General features: G+C 42.7%; 19 protein-coding genes and 1 pseudogene. 12 read left to right on the top strand and 8 right to left on the bottom strand.

Features of this window, described 5'->3' with window-relative positions; genetic code table 11:
- Window positions 1-80: 80 nt before the first annotated feature.
- Window positions 81-1,475 (bottom strand): serine/threonine protein kinase, encoded by a 1,395-nt coding sequence (locus V7K27_RS31300; RefSeq protein WP_334952476.1) that lies wholly within the window; start codon window positions 1,473-1,475, stop codon window positions 81-83.
- Window positions 1,476-1,569: 94 nt separating this feature from the next.
- On the opposite strand from V7K27_RS31300, the gene cbiT reads away from it, so the two are divergent.
- Both cbiT and V7K27_RS31290 read left to right on the top strand, forming a co-directional pair.
- Window positions 1,570-2,172 (top strand): precorrin-6Y C5,15-methyltransferase subunit CbiT, encoded by a 603-nt coding sequence (gene cbiT, locus V7K27_RS31295; protein ID WP_334942835.1) that lies wholly within the window; start codon window positions 1,570-1,572, stop codon window positions 2,170-2,172.
- A gap of 244 nt (window positions 2,173-2,416) precedes the next feature.
- Window positions 2,417-3,298, top strand: coding sequence for a phosphatidate cytidylyltransferase (locus tag V7K27_RS31290; RefSeq protein WP_334952574.1), 882 nt, complete (start codon window positions 2,417-2,419; stop codon window positions 3,296-3,298).
- A gap of 286 nt (window positions 3,299-3,584) precedes the next feature.
- Here the strand turns inward: V7K27_RS31290 and V7K27_RS31285 are convergent, their stop codons facing one another.
- The gene (locus V7K27_RS31285) at window positions 3,585-4,298 is read right to left on the bottom strand and encodes an LmeA family phospholipid-binding protein (RefSeq protein ID WP_334952572.1); all 714 of its coding nucleotides are present in this window, start codon (window positions 4,296-4,298) and stop codon (window positions 3,585-3,587) included.
- Between the two features lie 99 nt (window positions 4,299-4,397).
- On the opposite strand from V7K27_RS31285, the gene V7K27_RS31280 reads away from it, so the two are divergent.
- A complete protein-coding gene (locus V7K27_RS31280) occupies window positions 4,398-5,210 on the top strand; it encodes a pseudouridine synthase (RefSeq protein ID WP_334952474.1) in 813 nt (270 codons plus the stop codon).
- Window positions 5,211-5,396: 186 nt separating this feature from the next.
- Complete coding sequence (locus tag V7K27_RS31275) at window positions 5,397-6,209, top strand: helix-turn-helix domain-containing protein (protein WP_334952473.1); 813 nt, start codon at window positions 5,397-5,399, stop codon at window positions 6,207-6,209.
- A 128-nt stretch (window positions 6,210-6,337) separates the two neighbouring features.
- On the opposite strand, the gene malQ is transcribed toward V7K27_RS31275, so the two are convergent.
- A complete protein-coding gene (gene malQ / locus V7K27_RS31270; RefSeq protein ID WP_334952471.1) occupies window positions 6,338-7,846 on the bottom strand; it encodes a 4-alpha-glucanotransferase in 1,509 nt (502 codons plus the stop codon).
- Between the two features lie 200 nt (window positions 7,847-8,046).
- Here malQ and V7K27_RS31265 point away from each other — a divergent pair, with 200 nt between their 5' ends.
- From V7K27_RS31265 to V7K27_RS31255, 3 genes are all read left to right on the top strand, one after another.
- Entirely contained in the window at window positions 8,047-8,478 is a 432-nt protein-coding gene (locus tag V7K27_RS31265; RefSeq protein ID WP_334952469.1) for an NUDIX hydrolase, read from the top strand.
- A 110-nt stretch (window positions 8,479-8,588) separates the two neighbouring features.
- Window positions 8,589-9,896, top strand: coding sequence for a Rid family detoxifying hydrolase (locus tag V7K27_RS31260; protein ID WP_334952467.1), 1,308 nt, complete (start codon window positions 8,589-8,591; stop codon window positions 9,894-9,896).
- Between the two features lie 13 nt (window positions 9,897-9,909).
- Window positions 9,910-10,167 (top strand): hypothetical protein, encoded by a 258-nt coding sequence (locus V7K27_RS31255; protein WP_334952465.1) that lies wholly within the window; start codon window positions 9,910-9,912, stop codon window positions 10,165-10,167.
- A gap of 74 nt (window positions 10,168-10,241) precedes the next feature.
- On the opposite strand, the gene tumE is transcribed toward V7K27_RS31255, so the two are convergent.
- The 3 genes from tumE to tumA form a co-directional block, all read right to left on the bottom strand.
- A complete protein-coding gene (gene tumE, locus V7K27_RS31250; RefSeq protein WP_334952464.1) occupies window positions 10,242-10,490 on the bottom strand; it encodes a toxin TumE in 249 nt (82 codons plus the stop codon).
- Between the two features lie 80 nt (window positions 10,491-10,570).
- Window positions 10,571-10,849, bottom strand: coding sequence for a hypothetical protein (locus V7K27_RS31245; protein ID WP_334952462.1), 279 nt, complete (start codon window positions 10,847-10,849; stop codon window positions 10,571-10,573).
- Entirely contained in the window at window positions 10,839-11,069 is a 231-nt protein-coding gene (gene tumA, locus V7K27_RS31240; protein ID WP_334952570.1) for an antitoxin TumA, read from the bottom strand. The genes V7K27_RS31245 and tumA overlap by 11 nt, the downstream gene beginning before the upstream one ends.
- Before the next feature lie 129 nt (window positions 11,070-11,198).
- On the opposite strand from tumA, the gene V7K27_RS31235 reads away from it, so the two are divergent.
- The gene (locus V7K27_RS31235; RefSeq protein WP_334952461.1) at window positions 11,199-11,672 is read left to right on the top strand and encodes a hypothetical protein; all 474 of its coding nucleotides are present in this window, start codon (window positions 11,199-11,201) and stop codon (window positions 11,670-11,672) included.
- 327 nt (window positions 11,673-11,999) lie between these two features.
- Complete coding sequence (locus V7K27_RS31230) at window positions 12,000-12,251, top strand: hypothetical protein (RefSeq protein WP_334952460.1); 252 nt, start codon at window positions 12,000-12,002, stop codon at window positions 12,249-12,251.
- A 350-nt stretch (window positions 12,252-12,601) separates the two neighbouring features.
- Here V7K27_RS31230 and V7K27_RS31225 read toward each other — a convergent pair whose 3' ends face one another.
- Complete coding sequence (locus V7K27_RS31225; protein WP_334952459.1) at window positions 12,602-14,296, bottom strand: multicopper oxidase family protein; 1,695 nt, start codon at window positions 14,294-14,296, stop codon at window positions 12,602-12,604.
- Between the two features lie 325 nt (window positions 14,297-14,621).
- On the opposite strand from V7K27_RS31225, the pseudogene V7K27_RS36620 reads away from it, so the two are divergent.
- The 3 genes and pseudogenes from V7K27_RS36620 to V7K27_RS31215 all read left to right on the top strand — a co-directional run.
- Window positions 14,622-14,706: pseudogene (locus V7K27_RS36620) on the top strand (IS200/IS605 family transposase); the annotation flags it as partial.
- 246 nt (window positions 14,707-14,952) lie between these two features.
- Complete coding sequence (locus tag V7K27_RS31220; RefSeq protein ID WP_334952458.1) at window positions 14,953-15,204, top strand: hypothetical protein; 252 nt, start codon at window positions 14,953-14,955, stop codon at window positions 15,202-15,204.
- On the top strand, window positions 15,195-15,608 hold the full coding sequence (locus V7K27_RS31215) for a putative toxin-antitoxin system toxin component, PIN family (protein ID WP_334952456.1): 414 nt from the start codon (window positions 15,195-15,197) through the stop codon (window positions 15,606-15,608). Before V7K27_RS31220 ends, V7K27_RS31215 begins: the two co-directional genes overlap by 10 nt.
- A 55-nt stretch (window positions 15,609-15,663) precedes the next feature.
- On the opposite strand, the gene V7K27_RS31210 is transcribed toward V7K27_RS31215, so the two are convergent.
- Entirely contained in the window at window positions 15,664-15,909 is a 246-nt protein-coding gene (locus V7K27_RS31210) for a toxin-antitoxin system HicB family antitoxin (protein WP_334952454.1), read from the bottom strand.
- Window positions 15,910-16,145: the final 236 nt, after the last annotated feature.

Here is a 16,145-nt window from a genome sequence, read left to right as displayed (position 1 = left end):
TGTTTTGAATTAATTCCATTAGCGATCGCCTTTTCCTTATAGTTGCCATTTTTAGACCTCTTTAATATTATTGATTTCGTTTATTCTCGCTGAATTGGCAAACCTAACCAATCGCTTAATTCATCAGCTACCCATTCCAGTTCCGCTTCAGATTTAATCGCACCACTAATACCACCAAGTTGAAATTTTTTTACTCCTACCCAAATATCCAATTGTGCTGGAACGGCAATTCTAGTGCCTTCAGAGTCTTTAGTAAAATGTTTGGGAATGTAAACCAACTTAGTAATACTTTGTCTTGGCGATGTCCGGGGACGATAAAATTTCCAAGCAAACAACTCCCAGGTTAGGCTAATTTGTTTAGGATTCAGGCGTAAGCAGATGCGTCCAAATAAATGAAACAGAATTTTATACACCATCACAAAGCCAGCACCCCAAAAAGGAAGTGAGAACATGGCAAAAGGGATGTTGACAGGAAAAGGCGCTGAGAGTGCGCCAATTGTCCAAATGAGGATAAATGAATTCCAGACGATCGCAAATAAACCTGTGAATAATATTGATGTATCAAAACCAGTCGGGGGAACGATAATTTCTAGAGAATCCCCATTTTTGGTTAGTTGAATCTTACTCCCATCTGGTTTGCCAACAACCAAAGCAGGTAAGTTTGTCGGTTGTGGTTTCTCTAAAGCTGCGATCGCTTCGGTAGCAGAACTCAAACGCCGTTCTAAACTGGGTTCAATCATCCATCTCAACCAATTGCTAAAGCTGGGACTCAGATTAGCTGCTTGTTCAAACTGAATGCGAAAATCCTTTTGGGGTAAATCGGCTGGATGAGTACCCGTAACTAAATAAATTAAGGTTGTGCCTAAACTATAAAGGTCAGATGCTGCAACAGTGCGTCCGCCAAATTGCTCCTGTGGCATATAGCCATAGGTTCCTACTACAGTTCTTGTCCCGTTTTCTGTGGCGAGGACAGTCTGTACTGAGCCAAAATCTACTAGGTAAACTTGACCGATACTATTGCCAGAGCGATCGCCCAATAAAATATTGCTAGGCTTAATATCACGGTGAATTACAGGCGGATACAGCCCATGTAGGTAAACGAGAATCTCTAAAAGTGCTTTAGCTATTTGTTTGACTTCTACTTCTGTAAAAGTCCGCCCATTTTGTAAATATTGCTCTAAACTTTGTGCAGGGATATAAGTTTGTACTAGGGCAAATCCTTTGATGTTTGGTAAATTTACCTCAAAATAGTTTAAATAGTGAGGAATTAAGGGATGTGACAAAGATTTTAAAATTTCAGCTTCCCGCTCAAACAGCTTGAGTGAATCCCATTCAAAGTCACCACCAAAAGAGAGTAACTTGATCACAACTAATTCTTGAGTTTGCAAATCACGAGCTAACAACGTCCGCCGCCCTGATTTTTTTCCTAATAGCTGCTGAACTTCGTAGCTATCGCCTAATATTTCGCCAATCATGATGGTTTCTGATAATGCTAGGGTTGAAAAGTTTTTAGAGCTTATGGCTTTTCAATTTGGCAAACCGATATCTTTAGTATAATTGCGTAGTTCTATGCCCTCCCAACTTTGGCCTTATATTACCCCTGGTATTCCCGATGAATTATTTGAACATTTGCCAGGAATTCCCCTGAGCCAGCGAGAAGTTCGACTACTATTAATTGCCCAACTGCGACTAAAATCAGATTCTGTGTTGTGGGATATTGGCGCAGGGACGGGTACAATTCCGGTAGAGGTGGGGCTATTGTGTCCAGGCGGACAGATTATTGCTATAGAAAGGGATGAAGAAGTAGCTAATTTGATCAAGCGTAACTGCGATCGCTTTGAAGTCAAGAATGTCGAAGTAATTGAAGGTAGTGCCCCAGAGTGTTTACATGACCTCAAAGTTACTCCTCACCGCGTTTGTATCGAGGGAGGACGCCCCATTCAGGAAATACTGCAAGCAGCTTGGCATTATTTGCCACCATCGGGTCGGGTTGTAGCCACAGCTGCTAATCTAGAAAGTCTATATGCTATTTCCCAGAGCTTTTCCCTGTTAAGGGCTAGAAATATCGAAGTCGTACAGTCTGCGGTGAACCGCTTAGAGACGCGCGGCTTTTCTCAAACCTTTACCGCCGTTGATCCCATTTTTATCCTCAGTGGTGAGAAACTGGATTAGGGAATGGGGCATGGGGCATTGCAAGAGGGCGCAAAGGAAGGGGGAAAACGGAGATGAGGAAGTAGGGGGAGCAGAGAAAGCAGGGAAGCAGGGGAAGAAAAAATAACTAATTAATTAATTAATGCCCAATGACCAATGACCAATGACCAATGACCAATGACCAATGACCAATGACCAATGCCCCATGCCCAATACTTCGACAACGCTCAGTACAAGTGCCCAATGCCCAATATTTAATACTTCTATGCCTTGGTCTCGGATTATTAGTGGAATTATTGCGATCGCTCTTGCTCTTTCTGTTACCCTTTTGGGGGGCTGGTACTTTACCATCATGTTTGCGATCGTGGTTTTCTTGGGTCAACAGGAATATTTTAATTTGGTGCGAGCCAGAGGCATTACTCCTGCTGCTAAAACCACAATGGCTGTCAGCCAAATTTTACTGGTGATTTGTACCCTTGATGGCAGTTTAGCTGATGCTGTGATGCCAATAGCTGGCACACTTATTTGTTTTTACCTGCTATTCCAGCCCAAATTTGCCACGATCGCTGATGTTTCCGCTTCTATTATGGGGCTATTTTACGTCGGTTATTTACCGAGTTACTGGGTGCGGTTACGAGCAATTGATAGTGCTGCTTTTAGCAATCTCCCTTTCGGAGGTTATTGGCCCACAAACTGGACAGATTTCTGGGAAAAGGCAAATTCCGCTTCTTTAGGACAAGGTTTTACTGCAACACTGCTAACTTTTTTGTGTATTTGGGCAGCCGATATCGGTGCTTACACCATTGGCAAATTCTTTGGGAAAACCCGTCTGTCTGAGATTAGTCCGAAAAAAACTGTAGAAGGTGCCGTCTTTGGCATCATCTCCAGTGTTGCCGTAGCCATAGCAGGAGCCTATTATCTACACTTGCCCAGATCCCCCTTCACTGGTTTAGCATTGGGTTTGCTGATTGGCATTGCTAGCATTTTAGGGGATCTTACCGAATCTATGCTCAAGCGGGATGCTGGAGTCAAAGATTCCGGGCAGTTAATCCCCGGTCACGGTGGTATTTTAGACCGTACTGATAGTTATATTTTTACAGCTCCTCTGGTTTACTATTTTGTGACACTATTGTTGCCACTACTATAAGGGCATTGGCCAAACAGGGCAATTCAATTTTGGATTTTAGATTGACGATTTTGGATTAAATTTCAATTCTTTAATCTAAAATCTAAAATCTAAAATCTAAAATTCTTACTCCCCACTCCCACTCCGCGATAGACACCGTATCATTTAAAATAAAATATTATTATAGCGTTTCCTAATCACATGAGGTATATCTTAGCCCCCTCATCGCTTGCGGGGAGGGGGTTGGGGGTGGGGTTCAGTACCTACTCAAGCGACAACTGCCATAGTATTTTTTAATTTCTAATCATCAAGGATTAACGTTAATCCGCCCACGACACACCAGCTTGCCTGGGATCAGTGTTAGTTCTTGGATATCCACATCTGAACCAAGATCGAGATTGTATTGATGATTGTCCTCTAATATATCTCCTTGGTCAGGCTTGATGTGGATATGTGCCACTTGCAACTCATACCCACTGAGTAACTGTAAACCCAGACAAATCTCTAGAGGTGTTGTTTCACTATTGGCTACTCTCACGCCTCGCAGTATAATTTGATTGTTATCAAGGATAATTTCTTGCCAATTAATTGGTTGTGACTGTGGGTAATATGTTGGTAAAACCTTAACCAGTAAATCGCTCAAAGCAGTAGATAATAAGTCAGATGAGAGAGAAGCATTCAGATCCTTCTCGTCTACGATCAAATCGCCAACCACTGGTACTATTTCTAATAGTCGTAGGGGCTGTCCCTTGAGTACCGAGCCGATATTGATCCGAATATTTTCTGCTATTAATTGAATTTGTGTAATCAGGAGACCTTGATAAACTGCATGAGTAGCAAAAATAGATACCGAGGGGATGCGCCCAGAGAGAATTTGGCGATCGCTCGCTTTAATCTCCACTTCTAATTCGGATATTTGGCTCACTTGCGCTCTCAACCAGAGCTTTAGTGCTGTTGTAAGTAGCTGCGTAATTATACGGATTTTATTTGCATTTGTTGCTTGGGAATTTTGCTCTGGCATCTCACCAATGTAATTAAACAAGCTTTAAATGTAACATTTATGCCTACTAGGGACAAAATGCAAATATCATTTAATTGTTAGTAAATAAGCAATTTCCACATGGAGGCACGGTTACAAAAAATTCTCGCTCAATGGGGTATCGCCTCACGTCGTGAAGCCGAAGAAATGATTAGGGACTCACGGGTGCAGATCAATGGGATATTGGCACATTTAGGTCAAAAAGTTGATCCCGAAAAAGATGCGATCGCTGTGGATGGTAAACCCTTATCGAAAAAGCACCGTCCGGCTTTAATATATCTATTGCTGCACAAACCTGCCGGAGTGGTTTCAACTTGCTACGACCCTCACCACAGACCGACAGTTCTGGATTTACTACCGAAAGAATTACGAGAGGGTTCCGGTATTCACCCAGTTGGGCGTTTAGATGCAGACTCTACAGGAGCATTAATCCTGACAAATGACGGAGAACTGACATTTGGACTAACCCATCCACGTCACAGTATTTCCAAGACATATCATGTTTTGGTCAAGGGACATCCTCCAGAAGCAGTGCTGCATAAGTGGCGTCAGGGTGTGATGTTGGAGGGTAGAAAAACTAGGGCGGCCAAGGTACACCTAATAGAACGTTGTGCCGAGCAAAGCTTTTTAGAAATAGTGTTGCAGGAGGGAAGAAATCGCCAAATTCGCCGTATAGCCCAACAGTTAGGATACCCAGTAATCAAGCTGCATCGGACTGCTATCGGTTCAATTCAATTACAAACTTCAAAAGAACCTTTTTTAGATGAGGGTAAATATCGTTCCCTCAAAGATGATGAGATTCAATTTTTGCAAAAGCAGTTGAAGAAGAATTCAGAAGTCAGAATTCAGGAGTCAGAATCAATCAGTCGCGGGTCAAAATCCCCGACTGATTGAAGACCACACTTCGGCGCTGCTCTGTTACCACCAAAAATTCTAGTTTTGTGGGGGTCTTAAACGCCGATTATTCATCCGCTTTTTCGGTCAGAATACCTAACTTGAATTCTGACTCCCGACTCCTGAATTCTGTTCGATAATGCAACCTATTTAAAGATTCAGTGGAATTAAGGAGCGTCAGTAGCCATGAAGTGGCCAAGAAAGAAGAATAATCACCAGCCATCACTTTCATTAGAGCAAGAACGAGCCGAAAAGTTGGCAGAATTGGGCGCTAAACTTTCGGCATTGCGTCAAGAACAAGGCTTATCTCTAGAGCAAGTGGTTGTATTGACTAGAATTCCCCGGCGATTATTGCAGGCGATCGAAGAAGGTAATTTAAACGAACTGCCAGAACCAATCTATATTCAGGGTTTGATCAGGCAATTTGCCGAAGCACTTGGCTTGAATGGAGTAGAATTTTCTAGCACTTTTCCGATCAGTTCTGCACCAGTGAACTCCCAAGGTATGGGGAATATTTCACCCCTTAGTCAACTACGTCCGATTCATCTTTACTTTCTTTACATATTGCTAATTTTCTGCTCTGTAAATGGCTTATCTCAGTTATTAAATAACGCTGTATTACAAGCAAGTAATAGCCAAAATCAGCCATACCCACAACAAAAGTCCCTTGTTAAACCAGAACTAGCCCAACGAAAAGATTCAGTTGAGGTTCAACCGATCAGCGATCGCCTTAGCGATATCCACCAAGGACAGGCTGTACAGATTGGTGTCACCTTGAAAGCGTCATCTTGGATTCGCGTAGTAGCTGATGGCAAAACTGAGTTTGAGGGTATTCTGCCAGAGGGAACTCACCGAATTTGGAAAGCCCAACAGCAACTGACAGTGAAAACTGATAATGCTGGTGGTGTGTTGATGAGCGTCAATCAAGAGAAAGCTAAGGAAATGGGAGAGCCTGGGAAGGAGGAAGAAATTAGGATTGCTGCTAAACCTAAGTTTTGAGATGAGGGGATGAGGGGGATGAGGGAGATGAGGAGGACAAGGAAGGACAAGGAGGCATTTACTCCTCCCTCTTCCTTGTCTCCCTTGTCTCCCCCACTCCCTACTCCCCACTCCCCACTCCCCACTCCTCATTGTGGTTGCGGGGCGCGTCCATTGAGTCTGGTAAGAACTTTCAAGCGATCGCCTAATTCCTCTGTCAACGCTGCTGCTTGATAGCGCCACTCCCAGTTACCCTCTGCAACACTGGGAAAATTCATCCGCGCTTCGTTTCCTAATCCCAAAATATCTTGCAAAGGAATAATCGCTTGGTTGGCTATGGAACTCAAAGCTAGGCGAATTAAATCCCAGTGGATACCTTCAGGACTAATACAACCTAAATAAAGCAACAGGTTTTGCTTTTCGTTGTCGTTAGCCGTGTTGAACCAGCCTACAGTTGTGTCATTATCGTGAGTACCGGTATAAACTACAGCATTTCGCAGGTAATTGAATGGTAAAAATGGATTATCGGGATCAGAACCAAAGGCAAACTGCAAAACTTTCATCCCAGGAAATTCATACTTGTCTCGCAGCGCATCTACCTCTGGCGTGATTACTCCCAAATCTTCCGCCAAGACGGGTAGTTTGCCCAATTTCTGCCTAATCACTTCAAAAAAAGCATCTCCAGGTGCTTCCACCCATTTACCATTCATAGCAGTTTCTTCACCTTGGGGTACAGACCAATAAGCCTCGAAGCCCCGGAAGTGGTCAATGCGAATTATATCTACATAATCCAGCATTGCTTCAAAACGCTGTACCCACCATTTAAAGTCTTGTTTTTGCAATTCCTCCCAGTTATAAACCGGGTTGCCCCACAATTGACCGGTGGCGCTGAAGTAATCTGGTGGAACTCCTGCCATTTGAGCCGCAACTCCTGTCTCTTCGTCTAAGCAAAAGATGTCGGGATGCGCCCACACGTCGGCACTATCATGAGCTACGTAAATGGGGATATCGCCGATAATGTCAATACCGCGCATATTGGCGTAGCTTTTCAGCTCTGACCACTGGCGGAAAAACTCAAATTGGACGAATTTATAATAAAAAATCTCTCCGTTGAGCCGATCCTCTGCCTGAGCTAATGCTTCCGGTTGCCGCTTGACAAGTTCTCGCTCCCATGTATGCCAGTTTGCATTGTTGTTGGCATCTTTCAGCGCCATAAATAAGGCGTAATTATCTAGCCAATAGGCTTTACTGTCGCAAAAACCTTCAAACTCTTTATGCTGGATAGGCGTAGCATTCGCTTTAAAGTTTTCACAGGCTTTTTTGAGTAGCCCAATTTTAATCGGCACAACCTGCTCGAAATCTACCTTTTCTACCGGGAATCCTGGTAAATTAGCAAAGTCTTCTTCAGCTAGCAAACCCTCTTCTAAGAGTTTTTCTGGGCTAATCAGCAGAGGATTTCCCGCCATTGCCGAGTAGCACATATACGGAGAATTGCCGTATCCAGTGGGACCCAACGGTAAAACTTGCCAATATTGTTGATGGCTCTCTTTGAGAAAATCAATGAAGCGATAGGCTTCTAAGCCTAAATCTCCAACGCCAAATCGACTGGGAAAGGAGGTAGGATGCAGCAAAATGCCACTGGATCTAGGAAAAGGCATATTTAACCTGAATTATGGGAAGAAGTAATTATCTGATCAACACGCTACGCGATTGCCCCTTGGGCAATCGCAAAGCCAATCGCATTGAATTTATCACGGAACAGCATTTGCAAAGTAAATCAAGTAAACTCATTTTGTTTGTCCTTAGTCATTTGTCCTTGACTAATGACTAATGACCAATGACCAATGACTAAATAACTATGACTTACCGAAATCCTACACCAACAGTTGATATCATCATTGAATTAGTAGATCGACCTCATCGGCCAATAGTGTTAATTGAAAGACATAATCTACCTTTAGGTTGGGCTATTCCTGGTGGTTTTGTAGATTATGGGGAAGCGGTGGAAGTGGCGGCGCGGCGAGAAGCTGAGGAAGAAACGGGTTTGCAGGTGGAGTTAGTTGAACAATTACTAGTGTATTCTGACCCCGATCGCGATCCCCGTCAGCATACTATTAGTATTGTGTTTTTGGCGACAGCGACGGGGGAACCTCTGGCTGGGGATGATGCTAAGGGTGTAGGAGTTTTTGAGTCTTGGCGAGTGCCTGGTAATTTATGTTTTGACCACGATCGCATTCTGCGGGATTATTGGCGATATCGGCATTATGGGATACGTCCGAGGTTGGGGTAGGAGGAACGAACCGCAGAGGCGCAGAGGGCGCAGAGAGTGGAGGGGAGAGGAATATCTGTGACACAAAGTTTTTGTGATTATACTGTGTCAGTGGTATTTAATGGTGCATCATGGACGCTAAGGAACTTTTGGAGAAATACGCCGCAGGGGAACGGAAATTTCATTCAGTAAATTTGAGTCAAGAAAATCTCAAAGGTGCAGACCTCAGTGAGATAGACCTAACTAGTGCAAATTTGAGTGGAGTTGATTTAAGTGGGGCAAACCTAACCAAAGCGAAGCTTAATAGTACAAATCTCACTAACGCGTCTCTAGCAGATGCAAACTTAAATTCGGTAAGTGCTTCTTCAGCAATATTTTATTCGACAGACCTCAATAGTGCTGACTTAAGTAGGTCAAATCTGAATAGCGCAAATTTGAATTATGCAAACTTAGAACAGGCAAACCTGACAGGTGTAGACCTAAGTAGTGCAAAATTAATTTATGCAAATCTAGATACAGCAAATTTAATTGGGGCAAATCTTAGTAATGCAGACCTAACTGGGGCTTCATTAGCTGAAGCTAATCTCAGTAAAGCTAATTTAACTAAGGCAAATTTGGTTCGGGCGTACTTGATTGGAGCAAACTTAACTCTGGCAAACTTAACTGAGGCAACATTGAAAAGTGCCAAACTCCAAGGAAGTATATTTCATAGAGCTAATCTGCACCAAGTTGATCTCTCAGATATGAATTTGGCTGATATAGATTTCACAGCAGCATCTCTTCAAAGTACAAACCTTACAAAAGCATTTCTCCAAGGAGCTAATTTAGAAAAAGCCAGTCCGCGATGGGCAAATTTAACCAAGGCAAATTTAGATGGAGCAAACTTGAGAAGGGCAAATCTAACTGGCGCAAATATCTACGGAGCAACTTTTAAAGATGCTGACCTGACTGGTGCGATAATGCCAGATGGAGAGGTTTACAAGCCGATCGCATCTGAAGCGGAAATCGGTACACAGGAAACATCGTTAGAGAAAGTAATATCTATGACTCGTAAAGTAATTCGTACTGATAACGGACCCGCTCCAGTCGGCCCTTATAATCAAGCGATCGCAGCTTCTGGTCAATTTATATTCATAGCTGGACAAATTGCCATCGATCCCCGCCTTGGTGATGTCGTCTACACTGATGATGTCAAAAAGCAAACTGAGCAGGTATTAGCTAATCTTGAAGCCATCCTCATAGCAGCTGGGGCGACTTTCCAAGATGTCGTGAAAACCACTGTATTTTTAGCTGATATGAATGATTTCGCGGCAGTGAATGCCGTATATGCTAAATATTTCCCGGAAGATACAGCCCCAGCGCGGGCTTGTGTTCAGGTATCGCGCTTACCTAAAGATGTGTTAGTAGAAATTGATGCGATCGCTGTAATTAGTGGTTAGAAAGAAGGTATCAATGAGCAAAATCTTAACGGTTACATTTGATGGTTCTGTTTTGCGACCAGATATACCACTTGATTTAGAGCCAAACAAGCGCTACGTAATTACTATCGTTTCTGAGGATATTAACTCATCTGAAACTAAAGCGGCTGATGTGTGGGATGTATTAGAAGATTTAACGGGAACAGTTGATGCACCCGAAGATTGGGCAAGTCAACATGACCATTACCTGTATGGCCACCAAATAAATGCGATCGCGGTGATTGGCGGTTAGAAGGAACGTATCAATGAGCAAAATCTTAACAGTTACATTTGATGGTTCTGTTTTGCGATGCAAATTCCATATTCCTACTCTAAAAACTCCATCACTTCTTGTAGCACATCGGCTATATGTGGCTTTTCACAAGCAATTACGTTGTCAAAAAGATGTTTATGGTGCGGGAAGCTAGGCAAGTTAGGAAAGTGTGGTGTACTGTCATAACGAAAAATTAGACTATTTTTCTCGTCTTGAAAGTGATAGCGGTAATCTATAGGACTCCTATTTGATTTTTGAAAAAACTCAGTACACCCCGAAAAGGCTTCTTCCCCACTCCCCACTCCCCACTCCCTACTCCCTGCCTACGCAAATAAGTTCAATAATCAAAGCGGATTACTATATATACAGCAGAATTCAGGGGTCAGAATTCAGAAGTAAAATAGCTTTTACACACGGGTTTGAGACTTTGCTTGTGTACCTCACCAACTTGAAATGCGCTGTATATAATCTGATTATCTACAATCACAAAGGCTTCACTGACTGCCAGTAAATATTTGAGAGCGAAACGTATCTTAATGCGGAGATTAGCTCTCTGTGTCGTTAAAATTACTGTACTATATTCCTCAACGTATGTGTTAGAGCAGTTGAGTAAAAGTTGCTCAATTTCATCTAAATAGGCTTGGATAACTTTACGCGACATCTTTGAGTTTGCTCTTTATATCTTGGTGTAGAGCTAGATAATGTTGGTAGTTTCCTGCCCATTCAACAAACACTTCATCGTCAGAAGTTTCGCCTTGACTATATTTGGCAAAAAAATCTTCTGAATTCATTTGGTACTTTATTTCATAGGTATTTAACTGTTTGGTAAGGGCAATTAGCGCATCTAGTGGAGATGTATATTCGATGATTTGTTTACGCATTGATTTCTGCATTCAGTTTCATTAGTTTATACTAAACACTTTTATCACGTTAATTATCTATCAACAATAGCGATCGCCTCTACAATTTTGGGAATACTGAAATTAAGCCCTACTAAAAGAGTAATAAAAATGGCAGAAAATCGCATCAGTGCCAACTTAGCCCCAGCAGACAAAGAAGCAGTCATGCAGGCGATCGCTACAATTAGAGAAAAGTTACCATTTTTGATTGATTTGACCCCTGAAGAGCGGCGAAAAATGCTAAAAATGGGAGATAAAAGTCGAGCTTTTGTAAGCATTGCCTTAGAAGTAGCGACACAAAACCCTAACTTTTTGCCTCGTTCTTTTGATTTAGAAGAGATGCGCCGAGATTTAGGGATATTTGAGGACTTGTATCCAGTGCTTTTGTCTCTAACACAACTGCAAGAACTGGTAGATGATACCTGTATAGCTGCTGCTAGCGAAGCCTATACCGCAGCATTAGCAATTTATAGCTATGCCAAAGCTAGCGGTGATGTCACAGGTTTAGATGCAGTAATTGATGAGATGGGACGCAGGTTTAACCGCCGTTCTAAGAAAAAGCAACCCGAAGTCCCAGTTAGCTAAAGTCTAAAGTAGGGGATTACAGCAGTTATTAATTTGGGAAAATACACATTCTTTGTCGGGGCATAACATTGTTATGCCCTTTTCGCGTTTTGTATCCCAAGATTTTTGTAACCTGCGAAGGCAGGTTTTGTTTGTGTAGCCGCGATTTCTATAGCGCATCTCGTTTATCTAAAATATACTTTGACCTCTCTCCAAACCTCTCCCCTACAAGGGGAGAGGCTTTGAATCTTACTCCCCTTCCCTTGTAGGGAAGGGGCTGGGGGTTAGGTCTATATTAAACTCCACCGAGAAGCGCTAAGTCCCCAAGCTATTTTTGAACCTCAGAAGGTGAACATTGAGCCTCAGAAGGTGAACATTGAGCTTCAGAAGGTCAACGTCGAGCCTCAGAAGGTCAACGTCGAGCCTCAGAAGGTCAACGTCGAGCCTCAGAAGGTCAACGTCGAGCCTCAGAAGGTCAACATCCAGCCTCAGAAGGTCAACATCCAGCCTCAGAAGGTCAACATCCAGCTTCAGAAGGTCAACATCCAGCCTCAGAAGGTCAATATCGAGCTTAAATCAAGGTTATACCTTTTACTTTAATAATGATACAAACACGTTGGTAGGGGCACAGCAATGCTCATTGGTGTCAACTTAAGGTGAAACCCTTGCCAAGACGTGATATTCAATTCTTTGGCTTCTGATCACGATCCGCGTTACCCCACCCTAACCCTCCCCTTATAAAGGGGAGGGAACTGGATTTTTTCCCCCCTTTATAAGGGGGGATTAAGGGGGGTAAAACGCCTGTGCGATAAGCGTTTGGGCTTAAGTTGACACCAATGAGCTTTTTCTGTGCCCCTACGAGAAATCTATATGTATCAGGGTTTGTGTGAAATGGTATTACACGTAAAAATTACCCCTGCTCATTTGACGACGATCTCACTATTTTCGCCCTACTTACTCTTGACTTGAATAGATGCCATCATGCCTTTGTCTTCGTGTTCCAAGATATGGCAGTGGTAAACAAAAGTACCTGCAATACTTGCATCATTCTGAACGCCTCGGAAATCCATTCGCAGTTTCACACTGGGAAACGGGGTATTTGGCTTACCGTTCCACATAGGTACATTGATTGTGTCGCGCATCATCCCGATCTCACTTGCATCGGAACTCTTCAAGACGAGGAAGTGGACTTGGTGGATATGGAAGTTATGGATTACCGAACTTCGGTTTTCTACGATCCAATCCTCAGTTGTTCCCTCCTGAACCGTGATATCGGGAGTCTTGAAGTTTGGATCGTAAACTTTAGGTTTATTTGGCTCTACTGTAATGTAATACTGCTCTGGTTGTACACCAGCAGCTGTTTGAGAGAAGTAGAGCTTGCGCTGCTTTACAGACTGGTTCTGATTTACTCCAGAAAAGCGATCGCCCGATACCTTGCTTAAGTCAACCCTTAACTCAGGATTTGAGGCTGAAGCAGATGATGCCGCTTGCATTTGAATTCTAGCGATCGTTCGTTGTGGGTTATTATAATTTTGGTCCCCTGTGTTATATTTGAGCGTCAAAAACTTGGCATCCTTCACCGACGCTTGCGGACCCCTGATCGTGAACTCTGCTCTTCCGCCTGGGGGTAGCAGAATGTGGTTGACAGATTTAGTCTGGTTCAGCAACTGACTGTCAGCATTGATCGGAACACCATCCATCCCTACTAATTGAAGCGGTTGAGCAATGCTATTGTATTGGACTTGCAAATCAAAGATAGTATCCGCCGCCGTATTAGCCACACGCCAAAACTGTTGTTCATTAGGTTTCATTTGAATGACGGCTGGCGGATCGTAAATCCCCCCACCTTTATACCTAATTGGAACTGAGTTGATGGAAATATCCCTGACTGGTTGCTGAAAGTCAAAATATTTTAATAGCAGCGTATCACGTAACACAAACACCCGTTCTGGAAGTTGAGCAGCTTGCTTGTTATACTTCCCGATGCCTTCAAAAATAATCGCACCTGTTAATCCACTCAGCACTTGGGCTTGACTCTGCATGTGGACATGTGGGTGATACCAATATAGTCCCGGTGGCTCTCCCTGTGGAATACTGACATTGTACAGGAAAGTCTGTTTCGGCTCAACCACCGTCCGCACAACTTCGTCCTGATGGCACTTTGAAGATATACTCAAGCCATGAAAATGCAAGTTGGTTGAATTTGGGGGTGCCATCCCTCCAGGATATTGGCGCTGACAATTTTGGTCTTGTGTTCCTTTTGCTTGACCTGGTAATTGGTTAGTCAATCTCACTACTAAGTTTGCCTTACCTGGACTCAACCTAAGCGTTGGTGCTTGCAAGTTACCATTGGCAACATAGCAGTTTTGCTTAGGGGAAATGTTGACAACCGTAAAATTTGCCGGATTCGTGGCATTAGGATTGCGGATTTCTGGTGGGTTTTTGACAATGCTTCCCGCAGGCGGTTGAGCGCAAACAGAAGATGTGGATGGGGTTTGCGCCCTCACTTGCAATGCATATATCACAACAACAAGAGCAAAAAAAATACTGCCAGCAATCCTTAAGAGTTGCCGCAGTTGTCTTTGCTTGAATCTCCCTGGAAGTGCTGCAACCTTTAACGCTATTTGTCTAATAATTCTGCTCATGAATGATTTGGTTTTTTCCTCAAAGAAGTTAAGTAGCAACTTGCCATGTATGTTTTCCAGGTATGGAATCAACAGCTAAGTAAGTGGGCGAAAAAACTTCCAAGTACATAATGAAATGTAAATTCGGTAGATGCCTTACAAATTAGTTATTTCACCGTTTTTACAAAACCAAATACATATTGGTTTAATCGTACCTACCTACTTATTCCGATTGAAATAAGCTAAAAAAGATTTCCTATTGGTGCAGATTACAGACAAATTTAATCTATAGAAATATGGTTTATAGATGCAAGCTATTCACTATAACTTTATGGAAACTTCAAATGTGACTGGAAAATATAGACATAAAAAAAACATCTGTGACACTCATTAATTACCACTTCGTCTGGATACCAAAAAGACGCAAAAAGAAAGGTATTAACAGGAAACTTTGGATCACAAGCTGCATTGCGCCGCTCTCCTCGCTCAACTCAACTGCATTAAAATATCAAGCGATCGCCTTTACAACTGTGCGCTGATCATGAGATGTTGTAGGCGTAGATGTAGCCCAACCCAGGTCTTACCCTGAGCCTGCGCCGAAGGGCATCGCTAGTCAAATCTCTTGATAAGCTGAAATAAGAGTTTAGAAAAACTAATCCAGTTTTCCGGTAACAACGATGCCAAAACTGACACTGAGCGATGAACAAGTAATTGAATTAGTCAAGCAGCTACCTCCAGAGAGTAAACGAGTAGTATTATTAGCCCTAGCAAAGGAAAGTGAGCAAGAGCGTGATTCTCGTATAGAGTATGCTGAATCTCAATTACGGAGCTTGTGTGCTGAACGTGGTTTAGATTGGGATAGTATGTCAGAAGATCAACGTGAGTCATTTATAGATGACTTAGTGCATGAGGACAGACAGTGCTACTAGTAGTAGTGTTTGATACAAATGTTTTACTCTCTGCTATTGGCTGGAAAGGTAGTCCTTATCACTGTATTGATTTGGCACGCCAAGGCCGAGTAAATGGTTTAATCTGTCCAGAGATACTTGATGAACTGACCGAAAAATTAGAACAGAAGTTGAAATTTACGCCTATTCAAGTAATTGAGACAATAGCTGATTTGCTTAGTTTTCTACGACTAATCACAATTGCTAACACTTTAAATTTTCTCACTACTGACCCAAACGATAACATGGTACTAGAATGCGCCGTTGTTGGGAATGCAACTCACATTGTTACGGGCGACAAGCGGCATTTGTTACCTCTGGGCAGTTATCAAGGTATTGCAATTGTTAGTGCCAGAGATTTTCTGACTTTGGTTATACCTGAATAATCAAGTCAACTTAACACTGAGGTTGAAGACTCTGCATATCCCCTGCACTGCGTTGTTAGGCTGTGGGTAATTGATCGTAAGATTCCGGTTCAATATCTGGTACTTTCGCTAAAACTGCGTCGTATTTTTCTCGACTGCCTCGCTTTGCTAACTCCCCTAGATAAATTTCAGTTGTTAGTGCAGCGATTTTCTCCGCAACTGCTGTCGCCACAAACTGATCGATAGAAATGCCGTCTTGTTTGGCAAGTTCCTGCAAACTTTTGTACAAAGAGTCAGGAAGCTGAACGCTGAGGTTGCTCATGACAATGCTCCAATAGATTGCAAAAAGTCCGCAGGTGTCAATATTTTTATAAGAAGAATTCAGGAGTCAGAATTCAGAATTCAGAATTAAATTCTGTACGAGTGGATGATGAATATTGGTTAAAACCTCGCTCCTGGTGTATCCACGAGGGTCAGCAGACGAAAAGCGCTCCCTCGTTTGGAACGCAGACCAGCAACGATAACATTTGTATCAAGGACAACTTGTGGAACTGTCAT

The organism is Nostoc sp. (assembly GCF_036919575.1).
GTDB lineage: Bacteria > Cyanobacteriota > Cyanobacteriia > Cyanobacteriales > Nostocaceae > Nostoc.
The sequence above is the reverse complement of the archived record's forward strand: the minus strand, read 5'-3'. Positions and strand labels throughout refer to the sequence as shown.

What these genes read in the sequence shown, in the direction of transcription:
- V7K27_RS31210 (WP_334952454.1), bottom strand. Translation starts at nt 15,909, where the DNA reads ATGAGCAACCTCAGCGTTCAGCTTCCTGACTCTTTGTACAAAAGTTTG.
- V7K27_RS31260 (WP_334952467.1), top strand. Translation starts at nt 8,589, where the DNA reads ATGGACGCTAAGGAACTTTTGGAGAAATACGCCGCAGGGGAACGGAAA.
- V7K27_RS31290 (WP_334952574.1), top strand. Translation starts at nt 2,417, where the DNA reads ATGCCTTGGTCTCGGATTATTAGTGGAATTATTGCGATCGCTCTTGCT.
- V7K27_RS31300 (WP_334952476.1), bottom strand. Translation starts at nt 1,475, where the DNA reads ATGATTGGCGAAATATTAGGCGATAGCTACGAAGTTCAGCAGCTATTA.
- tumA (WP_334952570.1), bottom strand. Translation starts at nt 11,069, where the DNA reads ATGCGTAAACAAATCATCGAATATACATCTCCACTAGATGCGCTAATT.
- malQ (WP_334952471.1), bottom strand. Translation starts at nt 7,846, where the DNA reads ATGCCTTTTCCTAGATCCAGTGGCATTTTGCTGCATCCTACCTCCTTT.
- V7K27_RS31280 (WP_334952474.1), top strand. Translation starts at nt 4,398, where the DNA reads ATGGAGGCACGGTTACAAAAAATTCTCGCTCAATGGGGTATCGCCTCA.
- V7K27_RS31255 (WP_334952465.1), top strand. Translation starts at nt 9,910, where the DNA reads ATGAGCAAAATCTTAACGGTTACATTTGATGGTTCTGTTTTGCGACCA.
- V7K27_RS31275 (WP_334952473.1), top strand. Translation starts at nt 5,397, where the DNA reads ATGAAGTGGCCAAGAAAGAAGAATAATCACCAGCCATCACTTTCATTA.
- V7K27_RS31220 (WP_334952458.1), top strand. Translation starts at nt 14,953, where the DNA reads ATGCCAAAACTGACACTGAGCGATGAACAAGTAATTGAATTAGTCAAG.
- V7K27_RS31265 (WP_334952469.1), top strand. Translation starts at nt 8,047, where the DNA reads ATGACTTACCGAAATCCTACACCAACAGTTGATATCATCATTGAATTA.
- V7K27_RS31245 (WP_334952462.1), bottom strand. Translation starts at nt 10,849, where the DNA reads ATGTCGCGTAAAGTTATCCAAGCCTATTTAGATGAAATTGAGCAACTT.
- V7K27_RS31235 (WP_334952461.1), top strand. Translation starts at nt 11,199, where the DNA reads ATGGCAGAAAATCGCATCAGTGCCAACTTAGCCCCAGCAGACAAAGAA.
- cbiT (WP_334942835.1), top strand. Translation starts at nt 1,570, where the DNA reads ATGCCCTCCCAACTTTGGCCTTATATTACCCCTGGTATTCCCGATGAA.
- V7K27_RS31225 (WP_334952459.1), bottom strand. Translation starts at nt 14,296, where the DNA reads ATGAGCAGAATTATTAGACAAATAGCGTTAAAGGTTGCAGCACTTCCA.
- V7K27_RS31285 (WP_334952572.1), bottom strand. Translation starts at nt 4,298, where the DNA reads ATGCCAGAGCAAAATTCCCAAGCAACAAATGCAAATAAAATCCGTATA.